Annotated in this window: 11 protein-coding genes; 6 read left to right on the plus strand and 5 right to left on the minus strand. The window is 55.5% G+C overall.

Annotation, left to right across the window (positions count from 1 at the left end):
- The first annotated feature begins 134 nt into the window (after nt 1-134).
- The 3 genes from H7846_RS03395 (at nt 135) to H7846_RS03405 (ending at nt 6,055) form a co-directional block, all read left to right on the plus strand.
- Entirely contained in the window at nt 135-3,044 is a 2,910-nt protein-coding gene (locus H7846_RS03395; protein WP_186695133.1) for a TonB-dependent receptor, read from the plus strand.
- An 87-nt stretch (nt 3,045-3,131) separates the two neighbouring features.
- A complete protein-coding gene (gene argH, locus H7846_RS03400; protein WP_186695134.1) occupies nt 3,132-4,613 on the plus strand; it encodes an argininosuccinate lyase in 1,482 nt (493 codons plus the stop codon).
- Entirely contained in the window at nt 4,613-6,055 is a 1,443-nt protein-coding gene (locus H7846_RS03405; protein WP_255460822.1) for an APC family permease, read from the plus strand. Before argH ends, H7846_RS03405 begins: the two co-directional genes overlap by 1 nt.
- 77 nt (nt 6,056-6,132) lie before the next feature.
- Here the strand turns inward: H7846_RS03405 and H7846_RS03410 are convergent, their stop codons facing one another.
- Together H7846_RS03410 and H7846_RS03415 are read right to left on the minus strand one after the other, a co-directional pair.
- Entirely contained in the window at nt 6,133-6,468 is a 336-nt protein-coding gene (locus H7846_RS03410; protein WP_186695135.1) for a cupin domain-containing protein, read from the minus strand.
- 89 nt (nt 6,469-6,557) lie between these two features.
- Nucleotides 6,558-7,793, minus strand: coding sequence for an alpha-amylase family glycosyl hydrolase (locus H7846_RS03415; RefSeq protein WP_186695136.1), 1,236 nt, complete (start codon nt 7,791-7,793; stop codon nt 6,558-6,560).
- A 392-nt stretch (nt 7,794-8,185) separates the two neighbouring features.
- Here H7846_RS03415 and H7846_RS03420 point away from each other — a divergent pair, with 392 nt between their 5' ends.
- Together H7846_RS03420 and H7846_RS03425 are read left to right on the plus strand one after the other, a co-directional pair.
- Nucleotides 8,186-11,488, plus strand: a complete 3,303-nt coding sequence (locus tag H7846_RS03420; RefSeq protein ID WP_186695137.1) for a TonB-dependent receptor — start codon at nt 8,186-8,188, stop codon at nt 11,486-11,488.
- A gap of 95 nt (nt 11,489-11,583) precedes the next feature.
- Nucleotides 11,584-13,131 carry a M20/M25/M40 family metallo-hydrolase gene (locus tag H7846_RS03425; protein ID WP_186695138.1) on the plus strand — a complete coding sequence of 516 codons (1,548 nt, stop codon included), beginning with the start codon at nt 11,584-11,586 and terminating at the stop codon, nt 13,129-13,131.
- 58 nt (nt 13,132-13,189) lie between these two features.
- Here the strand turns inward: H7846_RS03425 and amaB are convergent, their stop codons facing one another.
- The gene (amaB, locus tag H7846_RS03430; RefSeq protein ID WP_186695139.1) at nt 13,190-14,698 is read right to left on the minus strand and encodes an L-piperidine-6-carboxylate dehydrogenase; all 1,509 of its coding nucleotides are present in this window, start codon (nt 14,696-14,698) and stop codon (nt 13,190-13,192) included.
- 149 nt (nt 14,699-14,847) lie between these two features.
- On the opposite strand from amaB, the gene frr reads away from it, so the two are divergent.
- Nucleotides 14,848-15,432: a ribosome recycling factor gene (gene frr / locus H7846_RS03435; RefSeq protein WP_186695140.1), complete on the plus strand. Its 585-nt coding sequence runs from the start codon at nt 14,848-14,850 to the stop codon at nt 15,430-15,432.
- Nucleotides 15,433-15,488: 56 nt separating this feature from the next.
- Here the strand turns inward: frr and H7846_RS03440 are convergent, their stop codons facing one another.
- Nucleotides 15,489-15,953, minus strand: coding sequence for a YybH family protein (locus tag H7846_RS03440; RefSeq protein WP_186695141.1), 465 nt, complete (start codon nt 15,951-15,953; stop codon nt 15,489-15,491).
- Between the two features lie 44 nt (nt 15,954-15,997).
- Nucleotides 15,998-16,600 (minus strand): TMEM175 family protein, encoded by a 603-nt coding sequence (locus H7846_RS03445; RefSeq protein WP_186695142.1) that lies wholly within the window; start codon nt 16,598-16,600, stop codon nt 15,998-16,000.
- Nucleotides 16,601-16,604: the final 4 nt, after the last annotated feature.

Below are 16,604 nucleotides of genomic sequence, written 5' to 3' on the forward strand. Positions count from 1 at the left end.
GATTCACTATCGTGAAGCCACCTTCCGAACTTCTTAAATAGATTTTAGGAAGTTTTCGTTCCGCTCGGTATTTGCGAAACGAATTCGTTTTCTGTTTTGGAGATTTCTCTTTCGCGTCCCAGGAGGCCATTTTGTTGACTTACCGCAGTATTCGAACCTCACTTCTCGGGGCCGCGCTTTTGGCGGGGCTCCCTGTTCTGATCGCGCCGCCAGTGGCGCGGGGTCAGTCCCAATCCATTAACGGTACGATTCGCGGACATGTAACCGACGCGAGCGGGGCCTCCATTGCCGGGGCAACCATTACGATCAACAACGCCGCGTTGGGATACACCAGGACGTCGACGACGGAGGGAGATGGTTACTTCGTCATGCCGAACCTTCCGCTGGGAACCTATAGCGTTTCCATTAGCAAGGACGGTTTCTCGACCGCGCACTATGAGCAGATTGCATTGTCGGCTGGTAAGGAAGCCACGCTGGATAGCTCCCTGGTCGTAGGCAGCGCGAGTGAGCAGATCGAGGTAACAGCTACGGCCACTAACATCGATCCCTCGACGCTGAATGTGCAGCGCACGCTAGACTCGCGCGAGATTGAAAATCTTCCTTTGACCTCGAGGAACCCATACAACTTCATCCTCTTCCAGCCCGGCGTGAGCGGACATCCCAATCAAGAACTTGGCATTCCTCGCACGCTGAATACGAATGGTTTGCTGGACCGCATCAACTACCAGATGGACGGCATGGTGAATACGCAGAGCGACCGTATCGGTCTACGTCTGTTCCCCATCGGCAACATCTTTGTGAAAGAAGTCCAGACGGTCTCGAACAGCTTTTCTCCGGAATTTGGATGGACTTCGGGCAACGTTTATAACGTTATCTCGAACAGCGGAACCAATAACTTCCATGGCCTGTTCCAGTGGCTTCGTCGTTGGCAGGATGCGACTGCGTATCCCTTCTTTGCGGATAAAACGAAGGCCAAGCCGAATTTGCAGCTTCAGGACTTCTCCGTCAATGCTGGCGGTCCGGCTATCAAGGACAAGCTGTTCTTCTTCGGCGCTTATGAGCATGTCACTCGCGGACAACCTGCGCCTGTGACGATTACTGCTGCCAACATTGCAGCGTTGGGACTGCCTGCCGATCAGGTGGCTGCCGCTCCCGGCCTGTTGCACGGCAACTTCGTGATGGGACGCGGCGACTGGACCATCAACAAGAAGAATTCGTTGTTTATCCGCTACAACTACTTCAAGAACGACTTCCCCTACAACACTCAGGTCGGTGGCTTGAATGCGCGGAGCACGGGAGTAGACTTCCTCGATCGTGCGCACGTGATTGGGATGCAGCTGACTACGACCTTTAACGATCACCTGCTGAACGAGCTTCGCTTCTCCTGGCCTTTCCGTAATAACTCGCACTTTGCGGGGCCCCAGGGTGGGAAAGATCCGGCGGTCGTGATTTCTGGTGTTGCTAACATTGGCGCTTCGTACAGTGGAGGCGACCAGTACACCGATAAGGTCCCCAATGGCAGCGACAACATTACCTACATTCGCGGGGCCCATACGATCAAGGGAGGATTCAATATTTCTCAATTGATCAATCGTCAGCGGCTGGTGAGCTACAACCGGTACACCTTTACCTCTCTGGCGAACTATCTTCTGGCGAAAAACGGAACTAATCCATATGCCTACAGCCAATTCGACAGTCAGCAGGACAAAAACGGTGTTGGCTACGCCTCGATGTTCTTTGGGACATATATTCAGGACACGTGGCGCATTACCCCGCGCATAACCATGATCTATGGCGCCCGCTATGATCGCTTCAAGGGACCGCAGGCGAATCCGAATGCTCCTTTCGTCAATTCGCGCAGCTTCAACACGCCGAACACGAATTTCTCACCGCGACTCGGCTTCTCGTACCAGCTGGATGACCATACGGTGCTGAAGGCTTCCGCGGGTATGTTCTACCAGGCGACGCCAACGAACCTCTGGTTCAACGCGCTGAACCTGGATGGATCAAACCGTACTAACAGCTTCAGCTATACGATTACGAACGGAGTTGTTCCAGCTGGTGCTCCCGCCTTCCCGAATCTTCCTTCCACGACTGGTGTCACTCAAGCTCAGAATGTGACTACGATTTCGCCGAAGTTCAAGAATGAGTACACGTGGAACGCGACGATGCAGCTCTCGCATGAGTTCAGCCGCTACGACACTCTGATGCTGGGTTACATCCTGACCAACGGCCGGAACCTTCAGTATCTGCACAATATCAATCCCATCAATCCGACAGGGCAACTCGCGGACGGACGTCCGACCTTCAGTTCAGTTGCGAACGCTTCAACCCGCCTAGATACCCGCTTCAACCAGATTAACCAGGTGGAATCGGGAGCGAACACCAGCTTCAACGCGTTGATTGTGAACTACACGCGCTCCCTCTCGCGTGGTATCCAGATTAATGCGAACTATACCTGGTCGCATACGATCTCGGATGCTCCAGAAGTCAATACCTTTGAGCAGAGCTCTTCCATTCAGGACACCACGAATCGAAAGAGGGATCGCGGCAACAGTATTGTTAACCATCCCAGCGCCTTCAACCTGACTGCGGTGATGCAGCCGGAGTTCAGCCTTCGCAAGGGTTTCTGGAACACCCTGGCCAACAACAACATGATTGCACTGCTGGCGAATGTTAGCTCCGGCGACCAGCAGAACATCATCACCAATGTCTCCCTTAATGGAGACTCTTCTGTCGCTTCGGTCACACGGCCGCTGTTTGTCGGAAGAAACTCGCTTCGCTCTCCCAGTGTCTACCAGTTCGACGGACGCTTTACGCGCACCTTCCCCAAGTTGTTCGAGCGCATCTCGCCCTCGTTCATTCTTGAGGCGAACAATCTCTTCAACCATACCAATGTGACTGGCCTTGCACCGGTACAGGCGGTCATACAGACGAATAACGATCCCCGCGGTCCCTATGGAACCGGGCTTGGAATCACGACCAACCGCAGCTCGGTGCTGGAAGCACGTATTGTGCAGTACGGTATTGCAGTTCGTTGGTAAATCAATCCCCGGTGGCGCGAACCGATACCATAATGGTTTGCGCCACCTCTTTTTTGTCTTGAAGCAGGAAACGCAAGAGGAAGATGGATGAAGAGCTCCGGGCAGTCGACAAAATTTCCAGCGCCGATCTATCGCGATACTGTGCTGGCCCCGGTCTTTGCCGATGCAAAGCGGTATTTTCTTGAGCCTCTGCTGGAGATCGAGTACGCCCATACCCTGATGCTGGCCCGCCAGGGGATTATGCCGGATCAGGAGGCCGCCAGCTGTATTCGTGCGCTTGATGCGCTGGACCGCGAAGAGATTCGCAGCGCTGAGTACGATGGTAGCTTTGAAGACCTCTTCTTCTATCTCGAGAAAAAGTTCGCCGCTGCCTGTGGAGAAGAGGTCGCGGGCAAGATGCACACGGCGCGCAGCCGCAACGATATCGACTTGACGATGTACCGCATGGTGCTGCGTCAGCATCTACTTCATCTTTTCGAAGGTTTGTTGGAGCTTCGCAGCACGCTGGTAGAGCTGGCCTGGGAGCATCGAGCCGCGTTGATGCCTGCGTATACGCATAATCAGCCGGCACAGCCTACCACGCTGGGTCATTACCTGATGGCTTACATCGAGATCCTCGAACGCGATGCGGAGCGTATCCGCAATGCTTATGTTCGAGTGAACCGCAATCCGCTGGGGGCCTGTGCGATTACGACGACCGGCTTTCCCATCAATCGGAATTTTACCGAGAAGCTACTTGGCTTTGAAGGGTTGCAGGTGAACTCGTATGGTGCGATTGCAGCGACCGATTATGTGGTCGAGAGTTGTGGAATCCTGGCCACTGCAATGCTCAGTCTGGGGCGGTTCGTGCAGGACCTGCTGCTGTGGAGTACCGCGGAGTTCGGTTATCTTCGCCTGAGTGATGCTTATGTGCAGATCTCGAGCATTATGCCGCAGAAGCGCAATCCGGTGCCGCTGGAGCACTCCCGTGTACTGGCCAGCCGCGCTCTTTTTGAGGCTCAAAGTGTGGTCGGAAGTTTGCACAATACTCCTTTTGCCGATATGAACGATGCTGAAGATGATCTTCAGCCGCTGGTTTACACGGCCTTTGAGGATGCGGAGCGCAGCGTTCGCCTGCTGGCAGGAGTCCTGCAATCGGCGCAGTTGAATACGGCCAAGATGGCGACGGCGGCGGAGGGGAATTTTCTTCCTGTAACCGAGCTTGCTGACACTCTGGTGCGCTCCACAGGGATGAGCTTTCATTCGGCGCATTCTATCGTTAGCAAGGCCGTACGTGAGCTGAATGGCAACTATGATGCTGATGCGATGACCGATCTTGTAGCTCGGGAACTGGAAGGAAAATACGCAGTCCAGCGCGATCAGATTCGTGCTGCGCTCAGCGCGAAGAACTTTGTTGCTGTGCGAAAGATTGTAGGTGGCCCGGCCCCGGAGGCACTGGAGCCGGAAATTGCTCGCTCGCGCGAAGCTGTGGCCAGTGATCAAGCCTGGACAGAACAAAGATCGAATCGTCTTGCAGAAGCGCATCAGGCGATATTGAAAGAATGTAAAACGTTATTGGAACGGGTGTGATGAGCGCGAATTCATCCATGCAGGTGGAAGGTACGAAGTCTCCTGAGCTGCAGCGTGGTCTTTCCACCATGTCTGCGCTTGGATTGAACGTCATTGGCATGGTGGGGATTGGTCCCTTTGTCACGCTGCCGCTGATTGTCGCCGCGATGGGCGGCCCTCAGGCCATGCTCGGCTGGATTCTGGGAGCTGCGCTTTCGCTCTGCGATGGCATGGTGTGGAGCGAGCTTGGCACTGCGTATCCTGAGGCCGGAGGATCCTACTCCTACCTGAAGCACCTTTACGGCGAACGAAAACTGGGGCGCGTCTTTTCGTTCCTTTATGCGTGGCAGATTCTGTTTAGCTCGCCGCTCTCCATTGCTTCGGGCTGCATCGGGTTTTCGCAGTACATCACTTTCTTTGTTCCCAACGCAGTACATCCACTCGTTTCCGCAAAGTTTCTAGGGGTTCCGATTGTTGTAAGCGGCCAGACCCTGATTGCGATGGGAGCCTGCGCCTTCGCGCTTGCGCTGTTGTATCGCAGCATCCTCTCGATCGACAAGATTGTTCGCTGGCTTGGAATCGCCGTGGTCTTCACGTTGGTGTTCATCATCTTCGCGGGTTTCACGCACTTCGATTCAAAGATCGCCTTCGATTTTCCTGCAAATGCGTTCCAGCTGGATAGTGCCTTCTTCATGGGACTCGGTGCGGGGCTTCTGGTTGCGGCCTATGACTACGGTGGGTACTACAGCGCCTGCTTTATGGGCGCCGAAGTGCGCGATCCGCAGAAGACCATTCCGCGCGCCGTGCTGGGTTCGGTGATTATCGTTGGCATACTTTACCTGCTGATGAACATCAGCGTGCTTGGCGTTCTCCCCTGGCAGGAGCTAGCTCAGGAGACAGGCAATAGCCATGCGCGGATGTTCACGATGGCTGTCTTTATGCAGCGGCTCTACGGACATAGTGCTGCCGCCATCATCGTTGTGCTCATTGCCGTGGCGGCGTTGTGCTCTGTGTTCGCGCTGCTACTCGGGCAATCGCGTATCCCCTTTGCCGCGGCACGCGATGGCAATTTCCCCAAGTGGTTCGGAGCGATCCACCCGCAGCTGCGGATACCGCATCACGCGCTGTTGTGGCTGGGCACGATCACGATGGTCTGCTGTGTCTTCCGACTGCAGGAAGTTATCACTGCGCTCGTTGTCATCCGTATTCTCTTCCAGTTCCTGTTACAGGGGTTGGCGGTGCTGTTGCCGAAGCACAGGCGCGAGCGCAAGCTGCGGGGATTCCGTATGCCGCTTTATCCACTTCCTGCTCTCCTCGCGCTCGCAGGATTCCTCTTCATCCTGTTTTCGCGGCAAAACTTTTTGCGCGAGATCAGGACGGCTGGCATCATCCTATTGGCGGGACTCGCAGTTTATGGCATTCGCTTTCTGATCGAGAGCCGGGCGGCTCAGCCGGAAGCTTAAACCGGAGATCCTTCGACTCCTCCCCTTCGACGAGCTCAGGGGGAGAGTCGCTCAGGATGACACGGAACGAATTGACGTTACTTTAGGAGCTCGCGGTAGTCCTCGCGGGTGGGTGTAAAGACATCGAGCACTTCAGATTGCTCCAACGCCCGGGCTTGATGTTCGACACCGCCATCCACAATAAAGCTGTCACCAGCGTGCGCGTCGAAGGTCTTGTCACCAACCTCAACCCGGATGGCTCCTCGAACGACATAAACCAGCTGGTGGTGGGGATGGCTGTGGCGCGCTCCTACCCAGTCGGCATCGAAGAAGTGACGAACGAGCATCAACTGGTCTGTATTTGCTAAAACCTGCCGGCGCATGCCGGGCTCGGGTGTAAAGGTCTGCGGCTCCTGATTTTTAACAAAGTTCATTGTCCCAGCTTAGCGAACCGTTGGGGTTCTTGTGGAGTGTCTGATGTTTCGCTTTTGCGATTGCTCGTATCAAATCCCAAAGCTGGATTTTAGTACCGCAGCTCTCCGATAAAGACCATATGTGGTGCAAGCGTCATTCCATCCAGGTGCAGCGCTCCCATTCCGTTGTCTGACCGGAGCAGAGGGCGCAGGAAGCTACCTCGGAGCCGCAGCTTCTGCATATCTGCCTTGAGCGACAGTGTTACCGGCTGATCCGAGAGATTCTCCACGACGACCACCGCAGGCGTTGCCAGTGAGGCAACGGGAGGTCTGCGTACCCAGGCCAGCACGTTCTGGTCGTCATGGTTCAACACCGTGATGGCTCCTGTGCCAATCGTGCGGTTGCTGTGCGCGAGTGCACTTAGCTGCCGATACCAGTTCAACAGCGAGTTCGGATTTGTATCCTCTGCCGCAACGCTGGCCGGTGCAGGCTGCTCTCCTTTCTTCGGAGTAACGAAGGATATTTCTTTTGTGCCATCCGGGAGGCCAAGCTCCTGGCCATAGAAGAGCAGCGATCCGGCCCGTGTGGTCATCAGCATCGCCGCAATCGATTTTGCGATCTCCACATCATGTGTTCCATCGCCATAGCGACTTACGCTTCGCTTCAAGGTGGGACCATCGGAGAGCAGCAGAGGAACGCTGCGTCCTTCGTCAGCGATCTGTTGCGTTGCTTCAAGAGCTGGCCGGATTGCCGATGCGACGAACTTTTCCTGCATGCCCACTTTCGCATCCACAACGAGTTGCGGCAGATTCTGTGCTCCCGCTGTATCCAGGTCACCGATGACAATGCGCTGCCCGGCGAAGCTATTGGCCAGGTTTCGAATCTCGGTAAGCTGAGCTGCGTTTGCCTTTGCGGCATAAAAGCCTGCAACGCCTCGCACCAGCCATAGGTGGGCCCTTGCAGCCATATCAGGAGCGGTCGCATCGAGTTCGACCAGTACGCGGACATTCGACTGGCTGGCCTGGCGAACAATCTCGTCCACATCATCCATCGTTCCAAGCGTGGGATCGATCGCGTGTTGTGCATCTCCTCCCAGCGAGGACAACAGCAGGGCATCTGCGCCGAGTGAGCGAATATAGTCAAGATGCTCTGCAACGCCGTGCAAGCCCCCGAAGCCACGAGGATCGACCCTGTACACCACGGCATGTTTCCACCACGAGGTGACGCTGATCCCGGAGCCTGCCCATCCGGGACGAGCAAGGACCTGGCTGTGAGCCAGTCCCGCAAAGGTAAACACGATAGAGAGAGCGATGGCCTTGAGACGGAGCGAGGGAGAGATGGACATAGGACAATGCGGGCGAACTCGATCGCCTGAGTCCGCTGTCTACTGATGCTAAATGTCTTGGAGCGAGAGAGGAAGTTTGCTTACGGAAACGAAAGACCGTCCCAAATGCCTTGCAGGAGAACAGTTGCTTCGGTGAGAAGGGCCCGGAAGATAGTGCGTCTGATCGAGGCGGTAGCTTTCTTCGAAGAAATTAAATTTGCAAACCGTCTTGTAAAACTGAATTTTTACGGGTAGGTTAAAACACATTTTATGAACAACGACTCGGTTTTTGTACATCCTCGACGATGTACTCAGCAATCTCCCACGTTCTGAGGGCCGTGCGTCTGTAGCTGGAGGCCCTGAAGCCTCATCCTGCTTTCAAAACAAAAGACGTAATTGAGGAGAGTCCTGTTATGAGGTCGTTCCAGAAGTCTATCTATTCCTTTTTCATAGTGTTGGCATTGATGCTGACTCCGCTCCTGACCGCCCAGACCTTCCGGGGTGGAATCGCCGGAACGGTTCAGGATTCCAGCGGAGCCGCTATTCCGAATGCGAGAGTTTCTCTTACCGGAACCGAGACCGGGTTCAAGCGTGAGATGGTCACTACCGGTTCGGGAGACTACAGCTTTCAAGACCTTCCGCTCGGCGATTACAGTGTCGAGGTGAATCTTGCCGGTTTCGCTTCCCGCAAGGTCGATCACGTTATCGTTCGCCCTGGCCAGGTGTACGCACTCGACATCAAGCTCGGCATCGCTGCCGAGAATACGCAGGTTGAGGTTAACGCGGATGCCATCGCCGTCGATACGCTCTCCACGACGAATACCTCGGTGGTTCCGGAGAAGGCGGTTTCGAATATTCCGCTGAATGGCCGCGATTTCACGCAGCTTATCAAGATTACGCCCGGCTACAACGGAGCCGGATCAGTGAATGGTGCCCGCACCAACCAGAACAACTGGCAGATTGATGGCGTCGACAACAACGATATCTTCCATAACTCGCAGGGTTCCAACCAGGGTGGCGTCTCCGGTGTGGCCGGCGTTACGCTGCCGATCGAAGCGATTGACCAATTCTCCGTGCAATCGCAGGGAAACGCCGAGGTGGGACGCAACGGCGGCGGCCAGATTAACATGGTGGTCAAGAGTGGCACCAATAACTTTCATGGCAGCGCTTACTACTACTTCCGCAATGAGTTCTTCGCGGCGAAGAGCGCGTTTCTAGCGCCGACTGCCCGGACCCCGAAGATCCGCAACAACCAGTGGGGAGGTTCACTCGGCGGCCCCATTATTCACGACAAGCTCTTTTTCTTCATTAACTACGAGCGTCAGAAGTACATCATCGGAGCGCAATCGGCTGCGACAGAGCCGACCGATCAGTGGGTTAATAAGGCAAAGACGCTGCTCGCTGCACACAACGTTCCTGTGAGCCAGACTTCGATGAACCTGCTGACGGCCCTGTGGCCTTACGGCAACAAGCCTGGCGCTGCGACCACAAACAACATTCTCGATCCCCGTCCACAGAATGGTTACAGCGATAACGTTGTCGGCAAGATCGACTGGAACATCAACTCCAAACAGACTCTCTCGGCGCGTGCGTTTATTGGCTCGGGGCGTCAGCTGGGCAATGCAGGAACAAATATTTACGAGTACTACCAGCTTGCGCCGACCCATGTACACAACTATGCCGTAACGCATAACTGGATGATCACCAATCATCTGTCGAACCAGGCGCTCGCGGGAGTGAACTACTTCGGGCAGACCTTCAACGACAACGTGCACAACCAGAACATTCCTGCACTCGGGTTGAATACGGGCGTGACCTCGCCCAGTCTCTACGGTGCTCCAACTATTACGATGAATCCATTCGATCAGGTCGGCGTTACTCCTCCGCTGGGCCGCCAGGATTACACAGGCCATGTCACGGATACCGCAACATACGTTTACGGCAAGCACCAGTTCCGTTTCGGCGGAGAGTTCCGTCGCAACTATGTCAACCTGCTTTACCAACGCAATATCCGAGGAAACTTTACGTTCAACGGACAGGCTACGGCGGCGTTGCTCCCAGCAACCGGGACCGGTCCTACTGCCTACGCAAACGATGCTTCACAGGACTCCGGAGCGAAGGACTACACCGTTCGTACCCTGGCGGACTTTCTAGCCGGCTATGGATCTTCGGGCAGCATCGCTCGCGGCCAGTTGCAGCGTGATCTGTATGTCAACCAGTGGGACATCTTCGCGCAGGACCAGTACCAGGTTACCAGCAACCTGACGTTGAACTATGGCATTCGTTGGGACTACTCCGGTCCGGTCTATGCGACCAACGGTAGCTTGTCGAACTTCAACCCAAACTCCGCGAGTGGATATTCCGTCGTCGGCGCTGATATTGCTACGCTCTATCCGCGTCGTTATACCAATGTTTCGCCGCGCTTCGGGTTCAGCCAGAAGGTGACAGACAAATTTGTGGTTCGCGGGACCTATGGTCTGTACTTCGATCTGCCGAACCTGAATGGCTTCTTTGATAATCGTCCTGGCAATGGGGCTTCGGCTGGCGTTCAGGCCAATAACGCGGGACCAAACCCAGTCTTTACGGTGTCGAAGTCTTCTCCCTACCAGATCATCACAGGAGTCGACCCCCTTCCTTCGTCTGGTGCCACCTTTGGTGTCTCCAGCGTTTCATCAGGCTTCAAAAATGCCTACATACAAAATTTCAATCTCAACACGGAGTATCAGTTGAGTCGCAACACGGTCGTCCAGCTCGGCTATGTCGGCTCGGTGGGTCGTCATCTCTTCAACCTGCGCGATATCAATCAGGGTGCGCTTTCGAGCACGCCGAATACAATTGTGAGTCCGACGACTGGGCAGCCTTGCACTCCTACACCAACGTGCGGAGTGTCCTACCTACAATATTCTCGCCCGTATTTCTCGAAATTCCCGACACTTACGGCGATCAACCAGTACGAATCCAGCGCCGGATCGAACTACAGTTCGCTGCAGGCGATGGTTCGTACTAGCGGCTTTCATGGTTTGACGGCACAAGCAGCTTACACCTACGGTCATGCACTCGATAACGTCTCGGGAACCCGTGGTTTTGCTCCACAGGATTCACGAAACCTTGCAGCTGAATATGGGAACGCGGACTTTGACATTCGCCACACCTTCAACGGTTACATCGTGTATGAAGTTCCGAGTTTCAGCAGCCATTTTCAGCGATTGACGCAAGGATGGGAGGTCAATAGCTTTATGACTTTCTACACCGGCAAGCCGGTCAATCCCAAGACGAGCGCCAACAACTCGGGTGTAGGCGAGTTTCAGGACCGCGTAACCAAAGTGAGCGATTCTTCTTCTGTAAATCGTTCCTTTCAGCGCAATTCCAGCGGCACCGGATTTGTGCAGTGGTTCGCCCCTTCGTCCTATGCTCTTCCGACGGCGGGAACGTTCAGCTCGACGCAGAGGAACTCCGTTTACGGTCCTGGTTTTGCAACTGTGGATGCGTCGCTGATCAAGAACACAACCTTGCACGAGAACGTGAAGTTGCAGTTGCGCGCGGAGATGTTCAACATCTTCAACCGGCTGAATCTGGCTACACCGAGTTCGATGGGGAATTACAACTCTGCGAACTTCGGACGTTCCACTACGACGGTGGGTGACAATGCGGGAGCTCCGGGGCTTGGTTCTGGTGAGCCATTCAACGTGCAGTTTGCAGGCAAGATCATCTTCTAGTTTCGATCAGCGCTATAAGCCGCGAGCGGGATGAGGACGACTTTCGTTCTCGACCCGCTCGTTGCGGAACGTTATTTATCTGTGGAGAGTGTTTAATGAAGCGTTTTGCTGCGCTTGCAATGTGTGCCGCTCTATTCGCAGCACAGAGCGGGATGGCTCAGATAGGAGCTCCGGGGGAACGGCCTGCGCCACTCACAGCGATTCCTGGCCCTCTGGCCACGAAGTACAAGGCCGATGCCGACAGAATTATTGAGGCTGCGATGGCCGATAACGACGGCTATGCCGCCTTAACATATCTCACCGATCACATCGGTAAACGCTTGAGCGGTACGCCGCAGCTCAATACAGCAGTCGCCTGGGGAGCCGAGCTAATGAAGAAGACCGGCTTTCAAAATGTACAGATTCAGCCCGTGATGGTGCCGCATTGGGTTCGAGGGAATGAGTCGGCGACGATTACCTACAAAGGCGAGGCTGAAACAATCACCAAGCCACTGCACATGCTCGGACTCGGTATGAGTGTTGGTACAGCTAAAGGAGGGATCACCGCTCCGGTTGTTTTTGTTCATGATTTCGCGGAGCTGGATAAGTTGCCGGACGCTGAGGTCAAAGGCAAGATCGTTGTTTTCAATCCCGGATGGCATGGGTACGGCGTTGGTTCGATGTATCGCACGGGTGGGCCGTCGCGCGCCGCAGCTAAGGGAGCAGCTGCCGTGTTGGTTCGTTCGGCGACAGGGCTCGCTATGCAGATTCCTCATACAGGTACATTGCGTTATGACGAAAAACAACCAAAGATTCCCGCTGCAGCCATCACGGTTGAAGATGCTCTGCTGATTGAGAGGCTTGTGAAGGATGGTCCCGTTACAGTGCATCTCGAGATGGAGGCACATATGGGGCCGGAGGTGAAGGCCGGCAACGTGATTGGTGAGATTGTCGGTTCGGAACATCCCGAACAGGTGGTTGTGCTTGGCGGCCACATCGACTCCTGGGATGTTGGGCAAGGCGCACAGGATGATGGTGGAGGCATCATGTCTACCTTCGAGGCTGTTTCACTGATCCACAAACTTGGCCTCAAGCCAAAGCGCACGATCCGCGTTGTCTTCTGGGTAAATGAGGAGAATGGCGGTGCGGGCGGACGGGCCTATCGGCAGTGGATCGGGGACAAGATCGGCGATCAGGTGGCCGCGATCGAAAGCGACGGCGGTGTAGAAAAACCGCTGGGCATCGGCTACGGCGGATTCTTCGGTGGACCACGCAGACCCCAGGCTCCTGCGCCAGGAGCTACTGTGGCAGCGGCACCTGTGCGGCCTGCGTTCGATGAACGCGCGCTCTCGCCGGAGGAGAAACAATCCTTCGATGCTCTCCGCGATATCGTGTCGCTGCTGAGCTCAATTGGTACCGATACCGTTTCACTGGGAGGTGGAGGCTCCGATATCGGCCCGATCGTTGCCGATGGCGTGCCGTCGCTCAGCCCCCGTACCGTGGGAGATCACTACTTCGACTGGCACCATACAGAGGCAGACACGCTGGATAAGGTCGATCCTGATTCCTTTAAACGCAATACAGCCATGCTCTCAGTTGTGGCATACGTGCTGGCCGATATGGATGGAAGGCTCGTGGGACACAAGGGCATTGCGAGAGAGTAGAACAGTCGTCTATGCAAGCACGAAGGCTTCCTCTGATGCGCGGAAGCCTTCGATGCTTTTATTCATCGATGTCGAAGACGACGCCTTGAGCTAGCGGAAGCTCTGTCCCGTAGTTGATGGTGTTGGTGGCGCGGCGCATGTATTGCTTCCATGCGTCGGAGCCGGATTCACGACCACCGCCGGTTTCCTTTTCACCGCCGAAAGCTCCCCCGATCTCTGCGCCTGAGGTCCCGATATTTACGTTGGCAATACCGCAATCAGAACCGGCGGCCGAGAGAAAGAGTTCGGCCTCACGCATGTCCATCGTGAAGATCGAGGAGGAGAGGCCCTGGGGGACATCGTTGTGCAGTGCGATGGCCTCGCTGAAGTCGCGATAGCGCAGGATGTAGAGGATCGGCGCGAAGGTTTCGTGACGAACGACTTCGCTTTGTTGGTCCACTTCGACCAGTGCTGGACGGACGTAAAAGGCCTTCTCTGCACCTGCTATTTCTACGCGTTCGCCGCCATGAACGGAAGCCCCACTCCTACGTGCTGTGTCGAGCGCCTGCTGCATCGAGTCGTAGGCGCGTTGATCGATCAATGGGCCTACGAGGGTTCCCGACTCGCGGGGGTCGCCGATCGTGACCGAGCGGTAGACCTTTTGCAATCTCGAGATGAGCGAATCATAGATGGAATCGTGAACGATCAGCCTGCGCATGGTCGTGCAACGTTGTCCAGCAGTTCCCATGGCAGAGAATGCGACGGCGCGCAAGGTGAGATCGAGATCGGCGGAGGGGCAGACGATTGCCGCGTTGTTTCCTCCCAGCTCGAGGATTGGGCGCGCAAAGCGCTGTGCAAGCCGTGGCCCTACAGCGCGGCCCATCGCAGTAGAACCGGTTGCCGAAACTAGCGGAACGAGCGGAGAGTCGACGAGCGCCTGTCCGGCGGCTACTTCTCCAATCAGCAGAGAGCAGAGATTCGCGGGTGCTCCGATCTTCGCTGCCGCTCGCTCGAAGATTGCCTGGGCTGCAAGCGCCGTGAGCGGAGTCTTCTCCGAGGGTTTCCACACGACGGTGTTACCGCAGATCAGAGCCAAGGCAGCATTCCAGCTCCACACGGCGACAGGAAAGTTGAAGGCGGAGATCACTCCTGTGACTCCCAGGGGGTGCCAGGTCTCCATCATGCGATGGTTGGGCCGTTCCGAGGGCAGGGTAAGGCCGGCGATCTGACGCGAAATTCCGGCAGCGAAGGTGCAGATGTCGATCATCTCCTGGACCTCGCCGACGCCCTCGGAGAGGATCTTGCCGGCTTCCAGGGTGACGAGGCGGCCTAAGGCATCTTTTTCTGAGCGGAGTTCTTCGCCAAGCTGTCGTACCAACTCGCCACGGCGTGGTGCAGGCACAGTACGCCATACCAGAAAAGCCTTATGCGCATTAGCGATCGTGGTTTCGGGCGAAGGCGCTGTTTTTACCGAAGCGATGGTTTCGCCGGTAACAGGCGAAGTGACCGCCAGTGGCCCATTTGTGAAGGCATCGGCGGGGACACCAAGTTGCAGAAGAAGGTTGCGAACTTCCTGCTGGATCGTCATATATGTGAGGGTAAGCGTAGACTCTGGCAGGCGCTCTGGCAAATAGGCAACGGGATCGAAACGATGCCGCCGGGCATAGAATCTTCGGTTCGTCCATGGTTTTCCGATAGAATTTTCGTTGGCGCAACAGCGCATGAGGACGGAAGCATATGGCATCAGCGATGGCAGGCATCGAAGCGTTAAAAGGAACCCACCAGGAGTTGAAGTCCAGGATGGAGAAGTCGGTGGAGGACTTTCGGGCGCACCTGGTTTCGACCCGCACGGGCCGGGCAAACGTTCACATGCTCGACCAGGTGAAGGTGGACTACTACGGTACGGACACTCCAGTTGCCCAGCTCGGTCAGGTCAGCACGCCCGAGCCCACGCTGATCCTCGTCCAGCCCTACGATAAGGCGATGGTCTCGGCCATTGAGAAGGCGATTCGCACCTCGGGCACGGGACTGAACCCGATGTCCGATGGAACGGTTGTACGGGTCCCTGTTCCGCCGATGACTGAGGAGCGTCGCAAAGAAGTGGTTAAGCATCTGCAGAAGACGCTTGAAGACCACAAGACGGCGATCCGCAACATTCGTCGTGACGGCAACGACCAGATCAAGAAGGCGGCGAAGGACAAGCTGATCTCTGCCGATGATGAGAAGCGTGCCAACGAAGAGGTGCAGCAGCTGACCGACGCCGAGATCAAGCGCATCGAAGATCTCTTCAAAGCGAAGGAAAAGGAAGTTATGACAGTGTAATTTTGAAGTTGAAAAGAGACCTGAAGGCCGCCGATTCTGGCGGCCTTTCTATTGGATCAACTTGTCGTATGGTCGACGATGATCTTCCACCCCTTCTCAGTTTTTTCCAGCACCAGCGAAAAGATTCCCTGGGCGTTTCCGCCATCCTTTTTATTGCGCTCCAACGAGTAATGTCCGATGACCACAGAGAATCGATCGTCGAGTGGACGAACCTCAAGACCCGAGAACGATAGAGTTCCCATGGCGGCTCTGGTGGGATACTCCCGACGATACGCGTCCAGCATCCCGGCGAAGCCACGATTTACGGTGGAAGAGATGAAGAGTGTGTCCGGGGCGTCCTTATAGGTTTGCGAGAAGGCTTCGAGGTCGCCACGATTCCAAGCGGCTTCCTGTGCCAGCAAAACTTTGATGACATCGAGCTGCTGCTGGGGAACCGTCGAAAGGGTTTGTTGTGAACGTGCAGACGAGGAGGCAAGCAGAAGCGCAACAATGCAGAAAGCGAGACGAAAGCGGAGTAGCACAGGAGCACCTCAAATCGGTTTCGCTCCACTTTAGCAAAAGTGTTTTATCGATTGTCTTCGGAGACGGTGCAAGGGGTCGCTGCTGTCGGGATGATCCAGATGATGGTGACCAGCGTGATGATTCCCAAGGCAACGTAGGGATGAAAGTGCGCCAGCGGAATGGATGCAAGATACAGCACAAGGCTGAGGATGTGTTTCCGCTGCGTGGCTGTATCTTCCCGGCTGAGGTCACCCGACAGCCGCAGCAGTCGTTCAATGGCGAGCCGAAGCAGGAAGAAGCAGAACCCGGTAAAGATCATCGATGCAGCATAGAGCGCAACCGAGAATGAGTTCGAATGTTTATCGATGACGTAGGCCGTAAAGAAGGGAAGCAGCGACGCCGCAAAGAGATAGGTGAAGTTTGCATAGAGTACGCGATGGTCGCACTGTTCCACGCGACGGATCAGGTGATGGTGGTTCACCCAGTAGATCGCTGTGAAGGAAAAAGAGAGCAGATAGATGAACAGAATCGGTGTGATCGAGAACAGGCCGGCGACACCATCCTGATGCGGCACCTTCAATTCCAGCACCATGATAGTGATCACGACGGCCAGCACACCGTCCGAGAAGGCTTCGAGGCGGGTTGTCGGGAATAGTTTTTCTGTCATAGAA

This window comes from Edaphobacter sp. 4G125, assembly GCF_014274685.1.
Lineage (GTDB): Bacteria > Acidobacteriota > Terriglobia > Terriglobales > Acidobacteriaceae > Edaphobacter.